This is a genomic window from Streptomyces sp. NPDC051218 (assembly GCF_044455475.1).
Classification (GTDB): Bacteria; Actinomycetota; Actinomycetes; order Streptomycetales; family Streptomycetaceae; genus Streptomyces.
In genome coordinates this window covers 519,918-538,373 of record NZ_JBITEU010000003.1, presented here as the reverse complement: position 1 = coordinate 538,373, position 18,456 = coordinate 519,918, and the positions used below count along the sequence as shown (strand labels likewise).

15 protein-coding genes are annotated in these 18,456 nt (G+C 69.0%); 10 read left to right on the top strand and 5 right to left on the bottom strand.

What is annotated here, in order from left to right; genetic code table 11:
- Nucleotides 1-30: 30 nt before the first annotated feature.
- A complete protein-coding gene (locus ACIBCK_RS13335; protein WP_399389675.1) occupies nt 31-2,073 on the top strand; it encodes an ATP-dependent DNA helicase in 2,043 nt (680 codons plus the stop codon).
- A gap of 117 nt (nt 2,074-2,190) precedes the next feature.
- Here ACIBCK_RS13335 and lexA read toward each other — a convergent pair whose 3' ends face one another.
- Nucleotides 2,191-2,970 carry a transcriptional repressor LexA gene (gene lexA / locus ACIBCK_RS13330; protein ID WP_399389673.1) on the bottom strand — a complete coding sequence of 260 codons (780 nt, stop codon included), beginning with the start codon at nt 2,968-2,970 and terminating at the stop codon, nt 2,191-2,193.
- A gap of 494 nt (nt 2,971-3,464) precedes the next feature.
- On the opposite strand from lexA, the gene nrdR reads away from it, so the two are divergent.
- Both nrdR and ACIBCK_RS13320 read left to right on the top strand, forming a co-directional pair.
- Nucleotides 3,465-4,019 carry a transcriptional regulator NrdR gene (gene nrdR, locus ACIBCK_RS13325; protein ID WP_399389672.1) on the top strand — a complete coding sequence of 185 codons (555 nt, stop codon included), beginning with the start codon at nt 3,465-3,467 and terminating at the stop codon, nt 4,017-4,019.
- Nucleotides 4,020-4,152: 133 nt separating this feature from the next.
- Nucleotides 4,153-7,056: a vitamin B12-dependent ribonucleotide reductase gene (locus tag ACIBCK_RS13320; RefSeq protein WP_399389670.1), complete on the top strand. Its 2,904-nt coding sequence runs from the start codon at nt 4,153-4,155 to the stop codon at nt 7,054-7,056.
- A gap of 66 nt (nt 7,057-7,122) precedes the next feature.
- Here ACIBCK_RS13320 and ACIBCK_RS13315 read toward each other — a convergent pair whose 3' ends face one another.
- Entirely contained in the window at nt 7,123-7,650 is a 528-nt protein-coding gene (locus tag ACIBCK_RS13315; protein WP_399389668.1) for a TerD family protein, read from the bottom strand.
- 148 nt (nt 7,651-7,798) lie between these two features.
- Between ACIBCK_RS13315 and ACIBCK_RS13310 the strand changes: the two genes are divergently transcribed.
- From ACIBCK_RS13310 to ACIBCK_RS13295, 4 genes are all read left to right on the top strand, one after another.
- Nucleotides 7,799-8,632: an arylamine N-acetyltransferase gene (locus ACIBCK_RS13310; protein WP_399389666.1), complete on the top strand. Its 834-nt coding sequence runs from the start codon at nt 7,799-7,801 to the stop codon at nt 8,630-8,632.
- A 33-nt stretch (nt 8,633-8,665) separates the two neighbouring features.
- Nucleotides 8,666-9,271, top strand: a complete 606-nt coding sequence (locus ACIBCK_RS13305; RefSeq protein WP_399389664.1) for a YdbC family protein — start codon at nt 8,666-8,668, stop codon at nt 9,269-9,271.
- Between the two features lie 135 nt (nt 9,272-9,406).
- Nucleotides 9,407-10,066 carry a histidine phosphatase family protein gene (locus tag ACIBCK_RS13300; protein ID WP_399389662.1) on the top strand — a complete coding sequence of 220 codons (660 nt, stop codon included), beginning with the start codon at nt 9,407-9,409 and terminating at the stop codon, nt 10,064-10,066.
- Between the two features lie 106 nt (nt 10,067-10,172).
- A complete protein-coding gene (locus ACIBCK_RS13295; protein ID WP_399389660.1) occupies nt 10,173-11,081 on the top strand; it encodes an ADP-ribosylglycohydrolase family protein in 909 nt (302 codons plus the stop codon).
- A gap of 232 nt (nt 11,082-11,313) precedes the next feature.
- Here the strand turns inward: ACIBCK_RS13295 and ACIBCK_RS13290 are convergent, their stop codons facing one another.
- Nucleotides 11,314-12,870: an MFS transporter gene (locus ACIBCK_RS13290; protein ID WP_399389658.1), complete on the bottom strand. Its 1,557-nt coding sequence runs from the start codon at nt 12,868-12,870 to the stop codon at nt 11,314-11,316.
- Nucleotides 12,871-13,021: 151 nt separating this feature from the next.
- On the opposite strand from ACIBCK_RS13290, the gene ACIBCK_RS13285 reads away from it, so the two are divergent.
- The 3 genes from ACIBCK_RS13285 to ACIBCK_RS13275 all read left to right on the top strand — a co-directional run bounded on the left by ACIBCK_RS13285 (nt 13,022) and on the right by ACIBCK_RS13275 (nt 15,146).
- Complete coding sequence (locus tag ACIBCK_RS13285) at nt 13,022-13,636, top strand: TetR/AcrR family transcriptional regulator (RefSeq protein WP_399389656.1); 615 nt, start codon at nt 13,022-13,024, stop codon at nt 13,634-13,636.
- Nucleotides 13,637-13,692: 56 nt separating this feature from the next.
- Nucleotides 13,693-14,394 (top strand): ribonuclease HII, encoded by a 702-nt coding sequence (locus ACIBCK_RS13280; RefSeq protein ID WP_399389654.1) that lies wholly within the window; start codon nt 13,693-13,695, stop codon nt 14,392-14,394.
- A gap of 77 nt (nt 14,395-14,471) precedes the next feature.
- A complete protein-coding gene (locus ACIBCK_RS13275; protein WP_399389652.1) occupies nt 14,472-15,146 on the top strand; it encodes a hypothetical protein in 675 nt (224 codons plus the stop codon).
- Between the two features lie 205 nt (nt 15,147-15,351).
- On the opposite strand, the gene ACIBCK_RS13270 is transcribed toward ACIBCK_RS13275, so the two are convergent.
- Together ACIBCK_RS13270 and ACIBCK_RS13265 are read right to left on the bottom strand one after the other, a co-directional pair.
- Nucleotides 15,352-15,990, bottom strand: coding sequence for a hypothetical protein (locus tag ACIBCK_RS13270; RefSeq protein WP_399389650.1), 639 nt, complete (start codon nt 15,988-15,990; stop codon nt 15,352-15,354).
- 218 nt (nt 15,991-16,208) lie between these two features.
- Nucleotides 16,209-18,398 (bottom strand): RecQ family ATP-dependent DNA helicase, encoded by a 2,190-nt coding sequence (locus tag ACIBCK_RS13265; protein ID WP_399389649.1) that lies wholly within the window; start codon nt 18,396-18,398, stop codon nt 16,209-16,211.
- Nucleotides 18,399-18,456 lie beyond the last annotated feature (58 nt).

The window sequence follows — 18,456 nt, the reverse complement described above, 5'->3', positions numbered from 1 at the left end:
GTCAGTGGAGACCCGTAGGGTGGTCGCGCTATGACAAAGCCCTCCCTTCCCGAGCTCCTGCACGCCGCCGTCACCGCCGTCGGCGGCATGGAGCGCCCTGGCCAGGTGACGATGGCCGAGACCGTCGCCGAGGCGATCGACGACGGCTCCCATCTGCTGATCCAGGCCGGCACCGGCACGGGCAAGTCCCTCGGCTATCTGGTGCCCGCGCTCGCGCACGGTGAGCGGGTGGTGGTGGCGACTGCCACGCTCGCGCTGCAGCGTCAGCTCGTGGAGCGCGACCTGCCGCGGACGGTGGACGCATTGCATCCGCTGCTGCGCCGGCGCCCTCAGTTCGCCATGCTCAAGGGCCGCTCGAACTATCTGTGTCTGCACCGCCTCCATGAAGGCATGCCACAGGAAGAGGAGGAGGGCCCGGGTCTCTTCGACCAGTTCGAGGCCGCCGCCCCCACCAGCAAGCTCGGCCAGGACCTGCTGCGGATGCGCGACTGGGCGGACGAGACGGAGACCGGCGACCGGGACGACCTCACGCCCGGGGTCTCCGACCGTGCCTGGTCCCAGGTGTCCGTCTCCTCCAGGGAGTGCCTGGGCGCGTCGAAGTGTGCGTACGGGGCGGAGTGCTTCGCCGAGGCCGCGCGGGAGCGGGCCAAGCTCTCCGAGGTCGTGGTCACCAACCACGCACTGCTCGCGATCGACGCCATCGAGGGCGCCCCCGTCCTTCCCCAGCACGAAGTGCTGATCGTGGACGAGGCCCATGAGCTGGTCTCGCGCGTGACCGGTGTCGCCACCGGTGAGCTCACTCCTGGCCAGGTCAACCGCGCCGTGCGCCGAGCCGCCAAGCTCGTGAACGAAAAGGTGGCGGATCAGCTCCAGACCGCGTCCGAGGGCTTCGAGCGGGTGATGGAGCTGGCGCTCCCCGGCCGCCTCGAGGAGGTCCCGGAGGATCTCGGTTACGCGCTCATGGCACTGCGTGACGCCGCCCGCACGGTCATCTCCGCCCTGGGCTCCACCCGCGACAAGTCGGTCCAGGACGAGGACGCCGTACGCAAACAGGCCCTCGCCTCGGTCGAGACGATCCACGACGTGGCGGAGCGCATCACGAACGGCTCCGAGTGGGACGTCGTCTGGTACGAACGGCACGATCGCTTCGGAGCCTCCCTCAGGGTGGCGCCCATGTCCGTATCGGGCCTGCTCCGCGAGAAGCTCTTCAGTGACCGCTCCGTGGTCCTCACGTCCGCCACCCTCAAGCTCGGCGGCGACTTCAACGGGGTGGGGGCCTCCCTGGGGCTCGCCCCCGAGGGCACCGAGTCCGATGACGCCCCGGCCTGGAAGGGCCTCGACGTCGGCTCACCCTTCGACTACCGCAAGCAGGGGATCCTGTACGTCGCCCAGCACCTGGCCAGGCCGGGCCGTGAAGGCACGCGCAGCGACATGATCGACGAGCTGGCCGAACTGATCGAGGCGGCAGGCGGTCGTACGCTCGGTCTCTTCTCGTCCATGCGCGCCGCTCAGAACGCCGCCGAGGAGCTCCGGGGCCGGCTCGACATGCCCATCCTGCTGCAGGGCGAGGAGACGCTGGGCGAGCTGATCAAGAACTTCGCGGCGGACACGCGCACCTGCCTGTTCGGGACGCTTTCCCTGTGGCAGGGCGTCGATGTGCCCGGCGCCAGCTGCCAGTTGGTGGTCATGGACAAGATTCCCTTCCCGCGGCCCGACGACCCACTGATGAGCGCTCGCCAGAAGGCGGTGGACGACGGCGGGGGGAACGGCTTCATGGCCATCGCCGCAACGCACGCGGCACTCCTGATGGCGCAGGGGGCGGGGCGGCTCGTGCGGGCCTCGGCGGACCGTGGAGTGGTCGCAGTCCTGGACCCCCGCCTCGCGACCGCGCGCTACGGCAGCTATCTGCGGGCTTCGCTTCCCGACTTCTGGTACACGACGGACCGCAATCAGGTGCGCCGCTCCCTGGCTGCGATCGACGCGGCTGCCAAGGCAGATCCCACGCCCAACCCCAAGCCCGATCCGAAGGCCAACCCCCAGACGGACGGCGAGGACGAGGCCGCAGCGGAGTAGGGCGGGGTCGCGTTCAGCAGGGGGCCAGGCTCTACGGGCCTGGCCCGGACGCCTCCAGACGCAGCAGGGCCCCGGAACCGGCGCAGTTGGTTCCGGGGCCCGGTCAGGGGTGGCGGCTCACACTCGCCGCAGCACCGCCACCACCTTGCCGAGGATCGTCGCCTCGTCACCGGGGATGGGCTGATACGCGGAGTTGTGAGGCAGCAGCCACACGTGACCGTCCTCGCGCTTGAACCGCTTCACCGTGGCTTCGCCGTCGAGCATGGCGGCGACGATGTCGCCGTTCTCCGCGACCGGCTGGCGGCGCACCGTGACCCAGTCCCCGTCACAGATGGCGGCCTCGATCATCGAGTCACCGACGACCTTGAGGACGAAGAGCTCACCGTCACCGACGAGCTGCCGGGGGAGCGGGAAGACGTCCTCCACCGACTCCTCGGCGAGGATCGGGCCACCGGCCGCGATGCGGCCGACCAGCGGGACGTACGAAGCGGCGGGCTTGCCCGCCGTGTCCGTGGGCTGGCTGCTCGGCTGGTCCGAGCCCCGCACCTCGTACGCACGCGGGCGGTGCGGGTCGCGGCGCAGGAAGCCCTTGCGCTCCAGGGCCATCAGCTGATGAGCGACCGACGAGGTGCTGGAGAGGCCTACCGCCTGCCCGATCTCCCGCATCGACGGCGGGTACCCCCGCCGCTGCACCGAGTCCCTGATGACCTCGATGACGCGGCGCTGCCGGTCGGTGAGCCCCGAGCTGTCGGCGCGGATGCCCGGAGGTCGTCCTGGTAGGGAGCGTGCGGGCTTGGGGCCCTCCGAGTTCGTGGCGTCATTCATGGCATGCACCGGCTCGAGTCGGCTCTGGCGGTCCTGGGCAGTGATGGTGGCGCTGTCTGCGGTGGTGGTCACGTCGGTCGGCCCCTCTCGAGATTGTCTCCCTAGTTAGCCAACGGTAGTTGCTTTCGAAAGGTTGCGCCAAACACACGTTCGAGTGAAAAATCGCAGAATGCCTGCCGCGATCATGCGTCTGGGTGTATGGCTAACGTTCGAGCCGACTGGCATTTCGGTTCATTACGGTACGCTTCACCGCCAGGGTCGCGCCCCGCTCAGTGGGGCTCCCATACTGCCACTCGCAGCCCGGTCAACCCGGCACCGCCCCCTTCTTGTGTGGCGCGCGAGGTGGCCTCGTACCCTTCCCGGCGGACCGTGGCTGCGCGACACGCGATGGGGCCGGATTTACGACCAAACCCCAGATCTAGTGGTTGGATTGCGACCGCGGCCCAGAAGTTGTGGTCCCCGGTCTTTTCAGGCCTCGGGCATCGCCTATGCTTGGGGCTGCTTCGAGGGCCCCCTGGGCCTGTTGAGGCCTATGAGTCGTGTCGTGAAGGAGGGTTGGGAGTTCCATGCACTGCCCCTTCTGCAGGCACCCCGACAGTCGCGTGGTCGACAGTCGCACCACCGATGACGGAACGTCGATCCGCAGGCGCCGTCAGTGCCCCGACTGCTCCCGTCGTTTCACGACCGTGGAGACGTGTTCGCTGATGGTGGTCAAGCGCAGCGGCGTGACCGAGCCCTTCAGCCGTACGAAGGTGATCAACGGCGTACGCAAGGCGTGCCAGGGGCGGCCGGTGACCGAGGACGCCCTCGCCCAGCTCGGCCAGCGGGTCGAGGAGGCGGTGCGGGCCACCGGAAGCGCCGAACTGACCACGCACGACGTCGGTCTGGCCATACTCGGTCCGCTGCAGGAGCTGGACCTCGTGGCCTACCTGCGCTTCGCGTCCGTATACCGGGCTTTCGACTCGCTCGACGACTTCGAGGCTGCCGTCGGGGAACTGAGGGAACAGCGGGAAAAGCGGCTCGACGAAGAGCCGCAGGGTGCCGGCGGGGCGCCCGGCGCGAACGAATGCGGGCCCGGAGGGACTGTCGAAGTCCCGGTGCCCGCCACTGCCGCCGACTGACCGGCTGAACGGCCGACGGCGACACACACAGACCTGTTGCGGAGCCTTCGCGGCTTTCGCGGCACCGGACAACACCGTGTCACGGGAACATCGTGGCACTTCAGGGCGTTTTAGCCTGATACAGGGAGGCGGCATGACCGAGACGACGAGCGGCCCGGCACGAGGTTCCCGAGCCAAGGGATCCAAGGCCAGCAAGGGTCTGCGTATCGAGCGCATCCATACGACGCCCGGCGTGCATCCGTACGACGAGGTGGTCTGGGAGCGCCGAGACGTCGTCATGACCAACTGGCGCGACGGCTCGGTCAACTTCGAGCAGCGTGGCGTCGAGTTCCCCGACTTCTGGTCGGTGAACGCGGTCAACATCGTCACCAGCAAGTACTTCCGCGGGGCCGTTGGCACCCCGCAGCGCGAGACCGGCCTCAAGCAGCTGATCGACCGCATCGTGAAGACCTACCGCAAGGCCGGCGAGGACTACAGCTACTTCGCCTCGCCCGCCGACGCCGAGATCTTCGAGCACGAGCTGGCGTACGCCCTCCTGCACCAGATCTTCAGCTTCAACTCGCCGGTCTGGTTCAACGTCGGCACGCCCCAGCCGCAGCAGGTCTCCGCCTGCTTCATCCTGGCCGTCGACGACTCCATGGACTCGATCCTCGACTGGTACAAGGAAGAGGGGATGATCTTCAAGGGCGGCTCCGGCGCCGGCCTGAACCTCTCCCGCATCCGCTCCTCCAAGGAACTGCTGTCCTCCGGGGGCAACGCCTCCGGACCGGTCTCCTTCATGCGCGGTGCCGACGCTTCCGCAGGAACGATCAAGTCGGGTGGCGCCACGCGCCGCGCGGCCAAGATGGTCATCCTCGACGTCGACCACCCCGACATCGAGGGCTTCATCGAGACCAAGGTGAAGGAAGAGGAGAAGATCCGCGCCCTGCGTGACGCGGGCTTCGACATGGACCTGGGCGGCGACGACATCACGTCCGTCCAGTACCAGAACGCCAACAACTCGGTCCGTGTGAACGACACGTTCATGAAGGCGGTCGAGGAGGGCGGCAAGTTCGGCCTCACCTCCCGCATGACGGGCGACGTCATCGAGGAGGTCGACGCCAAGTCGCTCTTCCGCAAGATGGCCGAGGCCGCCTGGGCCTGTGCCGACCCCGGCATCCAGTACGACGACACCATCAACGCCTGGCACACCTGCCCGGAGTCCGGCCGGATCAACGGCTCGAACCCGTGCAGCGAGTACATGCACCTGGACAACACGTCCTGCAACCTCGCCTCGCTGAACCTGATGAAGTTCCTCAAGGACGACGGTCTGGGCAACCAGTCCTTCGACGCCGAGCGCTTCGCCAAGGTCGTCGAGCTGGTCATCACCGCGATGGACATCTCGATCTGCTTCGCGGACTTCCCGACGCAGAAGATCGGCGAGAACACCCGCGCCTTCCGCCAGCTGGGCATCGGCTACGCCAACCTCGGCGCCCTGCTGATGGCCACCGGCCACGCGTACGACTCCGACGGTGGCCGCTCCCTGGCCGGCGCCATCACCTCGCTGATGACGGGTAGGTCGTACAAGCGTTCCGCCGAGCTCGCCGCGGTCGTCGGTCCCTACGACGGCTACGCCAAGAACGCGACGCCCCACAAGCGCGTCATGAAGCAGCACTCGGACGCCAACGCCACGGCGCCCCGTGTCGACGACCTGGACACGCCGATCTGGGCCGCCGCCACGGAGGCCTGGCAGGACGTGATCCGCCTCGGCGAGAAGAACGGTTTCCGTAACTCGCAGGCATCGGTCATCGCCCCGACCGGCACCATCGGTCTGGCGATGTCCTGTGACACGACCGGTCTTGAGCCCGACCTCGCTCTGGTCAAGTTCAAGAAGCTCGTCGGCGGCGGCTCGATGCAGATCGTCAACGGCACCGTGCCGCAGGCCCTGCGTCGCCTGGGCTACCAGGAGGAGCAGATCGAGGCGATCGTCGCCCACATCGCCGACCACGGCAATGTGATCGACGCCCCCGGCCTGAAGACCGAGCACTACGAGGTCTTCGACTGCGCGATGGGCGAGCGTTCCATCTCCGCGATGGGTCACGTCCGCATGATGGCGGCCATCCAGCCGTGGATCTCCGGCGCGCTCTCCAAGACGGTCAACCTGCCGGAGACGGCCACCGTCGAGGACGTCGAAGAGGTCTACTACGAGGCCTGGAAGATGGGCGTCAAGGCGCTCGCCATCTACCGCGACAACTGCAAGGTCGGCCAGCCCCTCTCCGCCAAGACGAAGGAGAAGGAGAAGGCCGAGGTCACCGAGAAGACCGAGGACACGATCCGTGCCGCGGTCGAGAAGGTGGTCGAGTACCGCCCCGTCCGCAAGCGCCTCCCCAAGGGCCGCCCGGGGATCACCACCTCCTTCACCGTGGGTGGCGCCGAGGGCTACATGACCGCCAACTCCTATCCGGACGACGGTCTCGGCGAGGTCTTCCTGAAGATGTCCAAGCAGGGTTCGACCCTCGCGGGCATGATGGACGCCTTCTCGATCGCCGTCTCCGTGGGCCTGCAGTACGGCGTTCCGTTGGAGACGTACGTCTCGAAGTTCACGAACATGCGCTTCGAGCCGGCCGGCATGACGGACGACCCGGACGTGCGGATGGCGCAGTCGATCGTCGACTACATCTTCCGCCGCCTCGCGCTGGACTTCCTGCCCTTCGAGACCCGCTCCGCGCTCGGCATCCACTCGGCCGAAGAGCGTCAGCGGCACCTGGAGACCGGTTCGTACGAGCCGTCCATGGAGGAGTCGGACGTCGACGTCGAGGGCCTGGCGCAGTCCGCTCCGCGGCAGCCCGAGGTCCTGAAGGCGGTCGCCACGCCGAAGGCCCAGGCCGAGGCCGAGAAGCCCGCTCCGCAGCAGGCGCACACCAGCGCCGAGCTCGTCGAGATGCAACTGGGCATCCAGGCCGACGCGCCGCTGTGCTTCTCCTGCGGGACGAAGATGCAGCGGGCCGGCTCCTGCTACATCTGCGAGGGCTGCGGCTCGACCAGCGGTTGCAGCTGATCAGCTGACCTAGCCCGGTGAGGGGTTGGCGGAGCCTGCGGGCTCCTCCAACCCCTCACCGCGTTCTCAGAGCGCGCCGCCCATCAGCGCCGCGAAGGACGTCGGGTCGGCGTCAAAGCCGCGGATGACCTCGCGGAAGGCCCAGGCGCCCGACTCGTCCCGGGTGAACTCGGCGACGGTGGCCGCCGTGTACCCGGAGACACCGGAGAGGTCGCTCTGGGCGAGGTCCGTGTATCCATGGCGGATGCGTACGGAGGTGTTAGGAACGTCGCCGAACACCTTGCGCTCCTCATGGGGCTGTATGGCCACACCGACCACCACGCGCGCGTACGTCGCCGCGAGCCGGTCGAGCTCCAGGGTCATGACCTCGTCGAAGCCGAAGCCCTGACCTGTCTGGCTGTCCCTGTTCAGAGTGATCGTCCCGTCGGGGGCACGGCTGTCGAAATGCACCAGGTACACCGGGCTGTCGTACGGAGCGTCCGCCGTGTAGGTCGCCGCGATGATGTCGAGGTCGTGCGACGGTGAGCCGAGAGGGCTCGGATCCCACTTGAGCCCCACCTCGACCTTCTCGATTCCCTTGCTGACACTGCTCACCAGAGATCCCCCTCCTCGTAGTCCCCGCTGACGCCGGTGCTCTAGGCATGTCCACCAGACACGCTACGACGCATGACTGACATCACTGAAGTTCGCCGGTGGGAAAGGCTGTTGGCGGGCGGGCGCAGTCCTGTGGATCATTGGCCGCATGACATGGAACGGGGAAGAACTGGACATCGAGGCCTACTTTGTCCGGGTCGGTTACGAGGGGGAAGCGAAGCCCGACTTCGACACTCTCCGTGGGCTGCACAGGGCGCATGTGGCGTCGATCCCCTTCGAGAACCTGGAGATGATGGTCGGGCGGCCCGTGCCGCTGGATCTGGGGGCGTTGCAGGACAAGCTGGTGCGGCGGCGCAGAGGCGGCTACTGCTACGAGCAGAACCTCCTGTTCGCCGCCGCCCTTGACCGGATCGGCTTCGCCGTCACGGGGCTCGGGGCGCGGGTCAGGTCCGGCGCCTCCTCGCGTCGCGCGGTGACGCACATGCTCCTGAACGTCGAGGCGAACGGCCGGCAGTGGCACTGCGATGTCGGTTTCGGCGCCGAAGGGCTCCTCGAACCGATCCTCCTGGCGAACGAGGGCGACGTAGGGCAAGACGTGCGACAAGGAGAGTGGCGGTTCGGGATCGTCCAGGAAGCAAACGGTGCGCGGGTGTTGCGGACCGAGCACAAGGACGGATGGTTCGATCTCTACGAATACACGCTGGAAGAACGCCTGCCCGTCGACTACGTAGTGATGAACCACTACACATCGACCCACCCCTTGTCGTCGTTCATCCGCCGTCCGGTGATCCAGAGGGCCGCTCCACAGGTGCGACGCACATTGGTCGGTGAACATTTGGCGGTGATGCGTCCCGACGGCACATCGGACGAACGTGGCGTAACCGCCCGGGAGTTGGGAGATGTTCTCGACCGTGAGTTCGGTATTGAACTGAGCGCCGACGATCTCGCCGAGCTGATCCGGGCGCACTACGCCGGAGCGTGACCCGGGCCACGCTCCGCGCCGTACGATGGCGCGGTGCTGGTCAAGTGGATTCGCTGCACCGTGGTGGACCGACGGGGGTTCGAGCGGGGACAGCGGAAGTGGGCGGGGCTTCTGGGGGAGCCGGGGTTCCGGGGACAGGGCGGGGGGTGGAGCCGGGAGCGGCCGGGCGTGGCGCACGTCTTCGGCTTCTGGGAGAGCAGGGCCTTCTACGACTCCTTCATGGCGCGCTCCCATGACCGGCTCGCCGCCACGCAGTCAGGCACCTTCAAGAACATCCAGATCAAGCTCTTCGACCACCGCTTCGACGTGAAGACGGGGTTCGAACCGCGCTTCACGGATGCCGACGTGGTGCGGGTGGCGCACTGCCGGGTCCGTGAGGCGCGGGTGGAGCACTTCGCGCTCATGCAGGAGAAGGTCTGGAACCCGGCGATGGCGGGCTCCCCGGGGATGGTGCGCGGACTCTTCGGCGAGGCGCCGGGGCACGAGTTCCTCATCCTCTCGATGTGGCTCTCGGCCGCCGAGCACGGGAAGTACCGCAGGGAGCGGGTCGAGCGCCTGTCGCTGCGTGCCCAGACGGAGGCCGATGTCGCGGCACTGGCCGGTGACATCGTCGAACTGGAGCCGTCCTGGACGGTGTGACGGCGCGATCGGCCATGGGGCGCGAGCCGCTGCTATCGGATGCGCGGGGCGTGCGGCGGCGCCCACCTACGCCGGATGGAGCCCGGACGGCCGACCGGTTGGGCCGCCCGGGAGGGCCCGATCTAGGGTTTCCGTATGGCACGTCCGCAGCGCATCTTCCTTGTCCGGCACGGCGAGTCGGCCGGAAACGCCGACGACACCGTGTACGAACGCGAACCCGACCACGCGCTGGCGCTCACCGAGAAGGGGTGGCAGCAGGCCGACGAGACGGGCGAGCAGCTACGGGAGGCCATCGGTCAGGAGCGGGTGAGCGTGTACGTCTCGCCCTACCGCCGCACCCACGAGACCTTCAAGGCCCTGCGGCTCGACCCCGAGCTGGTCCGCATCCGTGAGGAACCGCGGCTGCGGGAGCAGGACTGGGGGAACTGGCAGGACAGGGACGACGTCAGGCTGCAGAAGGCGTACCGCGACGCGTACGGGCACTTCTTCTACCGCTTCGCCCAGGGCGAGTCGGGGGCCGACGTGTACGACAGGGTGGGCGCCTTCCTGGAGAGCCTCTACCGAAGCTTCGAGGCCCCGGACCATCCGCCGAACGTTCTGCTCGTCACCCATGGCCTGACCATGCGGCTGTTCTGCATGCGCTGGTTCCACTGGTCGGTGGCGGAGTTCGAGTCGCTCTCGAACCCCGGGAACGGGGAGATGCGGACGCTCGTGCTGGGCGACGACGGCAAGTACACCCTGGACCGGCCATTCGAACGCTGGCGCGAACCCGAACCGTACGGTGTCACCGGTTAGCCCAAGACGTACGGCGTCACTGGACAGCCGAGACGTACGGCGTCAATGGATGGCCGAGACGTACGTCACCGGACAGAACGGCGTCACCGGATAGAGTGGTCGAGCGATGACCGCTGACTCCTCTCCCGACCGGCGCCTGGCCCGCGCCCTGGCCAGCCTGCGTGGGCTGGCGGTGGGGGACGCGCTGGGCTCTCAGTTCTTCGTGCCCGCGAACTACCCGCTGCTGAAGCGGCGGGAAGCGCCCCCAGGCCCCTGGCAGTGGACCGACGACACGGAGATGGCCTGCTCCGTCCTCGCGGTCCTGGTCCGCCACGACCGGATCGACCAGGACGCGCTCGCCCTCTCCTTCGCAGAGCACCACGACTTCGACCGCGGCTACGGCCCCGCCGTGAACCGCCTGCTCAGGCAGGTCCGGGAGGGCGGGGACTGGCGGGAGCTGGCCTCGGCGCTGTTCAAGGGGCAGGGCTCCTGGGGCAACGGGGCGGCCATGCGGATCGCCCCGCTCGGCGCCTGGTACGCGGACGACCCGGAGCAGGCGACGCACCAGGCGGAGATCTCCGCCTACCCCACGCATCAGCACCGTGAGGCGGTCGTGGGGGCCATGGCGGTGGCTGCCGCCGCGGCACTGGCCGCGGACCCCGCGGGGCCGCCCGCGCCGAAGACCCTGCTCGACGGTGTCATCGACCTCGTGCCCCGCAGCGCCGTGGGGGCGGGACTCCGTCGCGCCCGCGACATGCTCGACTACGGAGACGCGGCGACCGTTGCCGCGGTCCTCGGGTGTGGTCGCCGGACGACGGCGCACGACACGGTTCCCTTCGCGCTGTGGTCGGCGGCCCGTGGCCTCGGAGCCTATGAGCAGGCCATCTGGTCCACTGCACAGGTGGGCGGCGACATGGACACGACCTGCGCGATCGTGGGCGGAGTGGTCGCTTCCGGTGAGAGCGGGACGCCTCCCGGGGAGTGGCTGGAGCGGACCGAGGTATTGCCCGGCTGGGTGCCGGTCGAGACAGGCTGACGTCGCCTCATCGCGGAGCGCAACGTCCAGCGCTACGAGGAGTCCGGAAGTCGACCTGGAGTACGCGCGGGGTCTGTCCGCCGACGCCGCTCTTGAGGACAGGCCGCCCACGGCACCCTCGGGTGGCCCTACGGGGCGAATGGGAAGGGGCGGCGAGTACCGGGCCGCCCCTCCCCGTCGCAGAGGGCGACCCGGCGCGCATGGACGCACGCCCCGTCACACGCACGTACCGTCAGCCGCCCGCAGGCCCCGCCGCGCTTGCCGTGCCGGACAACGCGTCCATGTCGCTCTTGCGCACTCTGACGAGCACCAGGGCGGTGACAAGGGCGAGCACCGCCATGGCGACGGCCGGTATGAAGGCCGTCGATATCCCCTGGGAGAGCACTTCGTGCCCCCAGGGGGCGGGCAGTTCGCCGGTCTTGGCAAAGGCCGCCTTCTGTTCCGGCGAAGCGTTCGCCATGAAGTCCGCCATCTGATCCTTGCCCTCGTCGCGGCTCGCCGTACCGAACACCGTGGTCAGGATGGAGAGGCCGAGTGAACCGCCCACCTGCTGCGTCACGTTGAGCAGTCCTGACGCCGCGCCCGCTTCGTGCTGGGCCACTCCGGAGACGGCTGTCAGTGTCAGGGTCACGAAGTTCAGACCCATGCCGAATCCGAACAGCATCATCGGTCCGAGCACTCCGCCCACGTATGAACTGTCCGGGCTGATGAAGGTCTGCCAGCCGAGTCCGAGGGCGACGATGGCCGAGCCGGTCACCATGAACGGCTTGGGGCCGAGCACCGGAAGGAGCCGTTGGGAGATGCCGGCGCCCGCCACGATCGCGACCGTGACCGGCAGGAAGGCGAGGCCTGCCTCGATCGGTGTGTAGTTCAGGACGTTCTGAACGAAGAGCACGATGAAGAAGAACATCCCGAACATCGCCGCGGCCAGGCTCAGCATGATCACGTACGAGCCGGAGCGGTTGCGGTCGGCGAACATCTTCAGCGGAGTGATCGGTTCCTTCGCCCGGCTCTCGATCAGGGCGAAGACAAGGAGCAGCACGATCGCCACGCCGAACGACCCCAGGGTGAGACTGTCGCGCCAGCCGTCCTCGGACGCCCGGATGAAGCCGTAGACCAGGGATGCCATGCCGAGGGTCGACGTGAGGGCACCCGCGATGTCGAAACGGCCGGGATGGCGCTCGGACTCGCTGATGTACATCGGGGCGAGGAAGGCGATCAGGACGCCGATGGGTACGTTCACGAACAGCACCCAGCGCCAGTCGAGCCACTCCGTGAGCATGCCGCCGGCGAGCAGGCCGATGGCGCCGCCGCCCGCGGAGACGGCCGCGAAGACGCCGAACGCGCGGTTGCGCTCGGGGCCTTCGGGAAACGTCGTGGTGATCAGGGCCAGAGAGGTGGGCGACGCGATCGCGCCACCTACGCCCTGCAGGGCGCGTGCGGCCAGCAACTGCCAGGGTTCCTGGGCGAATCCACCCAGGAGCGAGGCGAAGGTGAAGACCAGGATGCCGGTCATGAAAACTCGGCGGCGGCCGAGGATGTCACCGGCGCGGCCGCCGAGAAGCAGCAGGCCGCCGAAGGTCAGGGTGTACGCGCTGACGACCCAAGTGAGGTCGGTGGTGGAGAATTCGAGCGCGTCCTGAATGTGCGGGAGCGCGATGTTCACAATCGTCGCGTCGAGGACCACCATGAGTTGGCAGGCCGCGATGACGGTCAGGGCGATGCCGGGCCGGCCTTCTCGGCGGGCGGCGCCGGGCTTCTGATCTTGAACTAACCGAGAGGTTGTCACTTATGGGTCCCCCCACCCGTGCGTTAGTGAACGCACCCGTTCACTGTCACGTCAAAGGTAGTGACTCCCCATCAGTGAACGCAAGCGTTCACTGACACTGCCTCGTACTCCACGTACACCGACCTCCAAGTACCTCAACGGAGAGATATCGATGGTTACTTCGCGCTGGAGCGCCGCATCCGCTCAATCGGCCTCCCTGCGCCGCCGAGGCCCCGTCCTTGAACGGGCGATCCTCGAGGCCACGCTCGAGCAGCTCAGCACCGTCGGCTGGAACGGCCTGACGATGGAAGGCGTGGCCGCGGGTGCCCAGACCGGCAAGGCCGCGGTCTATCGCCGCTGGCCCTCCAAGGAAGACCTCGTCGTCGACGCGCTGCAGGCCGGTCTTCCCAGACTTGACTCCGCGCCGGACTGCGGAGGGGTCAGAGAAGATCTCCTTCAGTTGTGCAGGCAGATGCGTGAGGCGATGTTCTCGCGGCCGGGATTCGCTCTTCGTGCCGTGCTTCACGAGTGCGACACCGTCTCGGCCGAGCGGTTTCACGGGGTGATCTTCGACGGGGTCATCGGGCCGAGCGTGGGGCTGATCCAAGAGGTCGTACGCCGGGGGGTCGAGCGAGGAGAGGTGCGCGACGAGGCCACGAACTCCTACGTGTGCGACGTCATTCCGGCGATGATGATGTACCGCTCCAAGGTGTGCGGGAGTGAATGGGGCGACGAGGAGTTCGCCGAGCTGATCGATCAGGTCATGGTTCCGCTGCTCCGCCGGTAGCCATGGGTGGGCCTGGGTGTCGCCCGTGGTCCGGGGCGGCGTAGGCTGATGACGCCATGCCGTACGAACCACCCACCCACACCGTCGAGCGCTCCCTTCGCGCTACCACCGGAGCGAAGATCGTTGCCGGAGTCGACGAAGTCGGGCGCGGCGCGTGGGCGGGACCGGTCACCGTATGTGCGGCGATCACCGGACTGCGCAGGCCGCCCGAAGGACTCACCGACTCCAAGCTGATCACTCCCAAGCGGCGCACCCTGCTCGCCGGGGTGCTGGAGAGCTGGGTCACGGCCTATGCCCTTGGACACTCCTCGCCCGAGGAGATCGACGACATGGGGATGACCGCCGCGCTGCGGCTCGCCGCCGTACGCGCCCTCGAGGCGCTCCCGGTGCGTCCGGAAGTGGTGATTCTCGATGGGAAGCACGACTATCTCGGGACTCCCTGGCAGGTCCGTACGGTGATCAAGGGCGACCAGTCCTGTGTGGCCGTCGCCGCGGCGTCGGTGATCGCCAAGGTTCGGCGCGACAAAATGATGGCCGAACTGGGTATCGAACATGCAGACTTCGGTTTTGCGGCCAACGCCGGCTATCCGTCGCCGGTGCACAAGGCCGCGCTGGCGGAGCGGGGGCCCACCCCGTACCACCGGATGTCGTGGGCGTATCTTGATGCGCTGCCCCAGTGGCGGCACCTCAAGAAGGCCCGCAGCTGGGCGGATGGAAGCGTTCCGGAAATCGAGGGCCAGCTCGGCTTCGATTTCTGACACTTCCGGCAGTTCCACTCGCACTCATGTGCCACCCGCTGATGCCTCGCGCACCGGCGTTTGATAGACAACTACGCATGCCTCTCAGTCCCGAGGAGCCTCAGATTCACGAGAGTGCCCAGGGTCCCCGCGTGACCCCGGCCAGTGGCCGCATCACGCCGACCCCCCGCCCCGTACCCGGCCCGCGTCCCGCGGCTGCGCCGCGTCCCGGCCGACCGGGCCCCGCCCGGCCGACGCCGCCGGCCCAGCGCACGTCGCACGAGCCGGCCGTCAAGCCAGGGCCGTCCGCCCCGGCTGCTTCCGGAACTTCCGCCGCTCCCGTTGGTCCCCCCGCGGGGCCCGCCACGGACGCCGGTACTTCGGTTCCGCAGATCCAGCTGATCCCTGCTTCCGCCGAGGGGGCGCTCGACGCCGCCGAGGAGGCCGTCGACCTGCTGCTCGACTCGGGCCGCGCTCCGGGTGAGGTGCTGGTGATCACCACCGGCGACCCGCACCCGTGGGCCACGCACGAGCTGTCGTTCGGTGAGGCCTCCTACTGGGCCCAGCACGACGCGGGCGACGACGTGTTCTACGCCGACGCCGCCGCCCTGGACCGTGCCGTCTCCCGGCCCGTGGTCGTCGTGGCCATGAACGGTGGCGGCGAGGAGACCGCGGTCGGCGCGCTGCCGACGGCGCTCGGACGGGCCGGAACCCTGCTGATCGTCTGCGGTGACCCGCAGCGGATCAACGCGTTGCTGGGCGCGGGCGTCTGACGTTCGCTGTCCGACATCCGCGTTCCGGTTTCGGCCGCCTGACTTCGAGGTCGGGTGGGCGGGGCCGGGCGTGGAGCGGCCGGTGTCCGTGGCATGGCCGGGTGAGCTTCGCGCCGCTTGCGTCGCGTACCGCGCGACGCGAGCGGTGAGTGCGCTCCGGCCCATGCCTGTGGCCCGCCTCGCGGCGGGTGGTGCGGCGGACGCCTCAGCGTGCCGCCGCTCGGCGCAGTACGTCTGACGCGGCGCCGCCGGTGCGCTGTGGTGGCGGATCGGTGTCGGCGAACGCCTCGGGTTTCGAGCCGGTGCTGGGCCGACGCCCGCCGCGGCCCTCGCCGAGCACCTGCCAGCCGTCATGCGTCAGCGTGATGTAGGCGCCGCACCGCAGCCCGTGCAGCGTGCAGGCGTCCCGCAGTCCCCACATCCACGCCCCGTCCTCCTGTGTCCAACGCGCGTCACCGTCACGGCAGTAGAGCAGGACGGCGGTGCGCACCGGAGTGCGGCGGCGCAGATCGTGCGGGATGACCCGACGCAACTGCGCGAGCAGCGCGTTACGGAAGACCCAGCCGTCCGCCGCGCTCGGCCGCCGGGTGAACGAAGCGCTCGCCCGCAGCCGTTCCTCCGGATCGAGGACAGCCACGACGGCTGTCGTGGGCGTCGGACGATGCCGGGCGTGCAGGCCGCTGACGACCTCACGCGGATTGCGCAGCAAGGGAATTCCCGCGGCTGACCATTCCGCGGGCTCGAGCATCCGGGCCAGTCGGTTGGCGGAATCGGCGGACATCTCGGCCGGCGTCGAAGACTCCGACATCGATGCCGCAGCGGACGGAGCGAATCCGAAGGTCACGGTCCTCCCTTCGGCTACGCGCCCAGAGGGCGGGGTCGGACTGGGGGAGCGCACCGCGCGCGGCACAGTCCTGCCGGGCCACGGGGAGCCGCGCGGGGAGCGCTACCAATTCTTCCCGTCGGACTGCCTTGCGGCAACGAGCAATTGGGACCGCCGACCGGTATCTGGTGATGCGCCTCCTATATCCCTGCCCAGAGCGCGCCACCTTGACGCTTGTGTCAGCCCTGTACAGCCAGGACCAGTGGCAGCACCCCCGTGGCTCCGGCTCGGCGGAGCATGCGCGAGGCCACCGCCAGGGTCCAGCCGCTGTCCGTCAGATCGTCGACGAGCAGCACGGGGCCGCCCGCTTCCCGGAGCGCCGCGGCGAGCTCGGGGGGCACGGTCAGCGTTCCGTCGAGAGCGCGCAGTCGCTGGGCACTGTTGGTCCGCGGCACATGAGCCGTGTCGGCTCCGGGGGCGTACTCGATGGACCCGAGGAGTGGGAGGCGTCCGACCTCGGCGATCCGTGCGCCGAGCGACTGGATCAGCTGGGGCCTGGTGTTCGAGGACATGGTCACGACGCCGGCCGGCCGAGGCTGCGCGTCCGCGCTGCCCGAGGCCCAGCCGCCGGGCCCGTTCGCCCAGTCGGCGAGGACGCCGACCACGGCCTTCGCCACGTCGTCGGGCACCGGTCCGTCAGGGGCCTGGGGGGTGAGCATCGGCCTGAGCCGGTTGCCCCACCCGATGTCCGAGAGCCGTCCCAACGCCCGCCCCTGGGAGGCCTGTTCCCCGGCGGGGATACGTCCCTTGAGGTCGACGCCGACCGCGGCGAGCCCCGTCGGCCACATCCTCCGAGGCTCGACGTCCACGCCCGCGCGGACCAATTCGCCCTTAGCCGTGTCGAGCGCCCCGGAGGAGACGGCGTCGGTGAAACGGGCTCCCGCGCAGTTGTCGCAGCGGCCGCAGGGGGCGGCCGCCTCGTCGTCCAGCTGCCGGCGCAGGAACTCCATGCGGCAGCCGGGCGTCGTGGCGTAATCACGCATCGCCTGCTGTTCCGTCTGCCGCTGCTTGGCGACCCAGGCGTAGCGCTCGGCGTCGTACGCCCACGGCATCCCCGTGGAGGTCCAGCCGCCCTTGACGCGCCGAACCGCGCCATCTACGTCGAGAACCTTGAGCATCGTTTCGAGGCGTGACCGGCGCAGCTCGACCAAGGGCTCCAGGGCGGGCAGCGACAGGGGCCTGCCCGCCTCCGCCAGCACGTCGAGCGTGCGCCGCACCTGCTCCTCGGGCGGGAAGGCGAGCGAGGCGAAGTAGTTCCAGATCGCCTCGTCCTCCTTGCCCGGAAGGAGCAGCACCTCCGCGTGGTCGACACCGCGGCCCGCGCGACCGACCTGCTGGTAGTACGCGATCGGGGAAGAGGGGGAGCCGAGGTGCACCACGAAACCGAGGTCCGGCTTGTCGAAGCCCATCCCCAGGGCGGAGGTGGCGACCAGGGCCTTCACGCGATTGGCGAGCAGATCCTCCTCGGCCTGCTGGCGGTCCGCGTTCTCCGTCTTTCCGGTGTAGGAGGTGACGGTGTGCCCGCACTGCCGCAAGAAGGCGGTGATCTCCTCGGCTGCGGCGACGGTGAGCGTATAGATGATTCCCGAGCCCGGCAGCTCGTCCAGGTGGTCGGCGAGCCAGGCCAACCGGTGTGCCGCATTGGGAAGTTGGAGAACGCTCAGGCTCAGGCTCTCCCGGTCGAGGGGGCCGCGCAGCACGAGCGCGTCCGAGCTGCCGCCGGTGCCCAGCTGCTCGGCCACGTCGGCCGTCACGCGCGCGTTGGCTGTCGCGGTGGTGGCCAGGACGGGGACGCCCGGCGGCAGGTCGGCGAGCATCGTGCGCAACCGTCGGTAGTCGGGCCGGAAGTCATGGCCCCAGTCCGAGATGCAGTGCGCCTCGTCGACCACGAGCAGGCCGGTCGCCGCGGCGAGCTTGGGCAGGACCTGATCGCGGAAGTCCGGGTTGTTCAGGCGCTCCGGGCTGACCAGGAGGACGTCCACGTCACCGCCAGCCACCTCGGCCTGAATGGTCTCCCACTCCTCCGTGTTGGAGGAGTTGATCGTGCGGGCGCGGATTCCGGCTCGTGCCGCGGACTCCACCTGATTGCGCATGAGCGCGAGCAGCGGGGAGACGATCACGGTGGGGCCGCTGCCCCGCTCCCGCAGCAGTGCGGTCGCGACGAAGTACACGGCGGACTTGCCCCAGCCCGTGCGCTGCACGACCAGGGCCCGGCGCTTGTCGGCGACGAGCGCTTCGATCGCGCGCCACTGGTCCTCGCGCAGCCGCGGACCGTCTGACGGTGGCGCGTCGCCACTCGCGGGCGCGGGGCCGCCGACGAGGCGGGCGAGTACGGCATCGGCCGCCGTGCGCAGATCTTCGTTGCTCATGCCCCCATGCAACCCGATGGGTCTGACATTAGGCGAACGAGCCCGCCGAGCTGTGGAT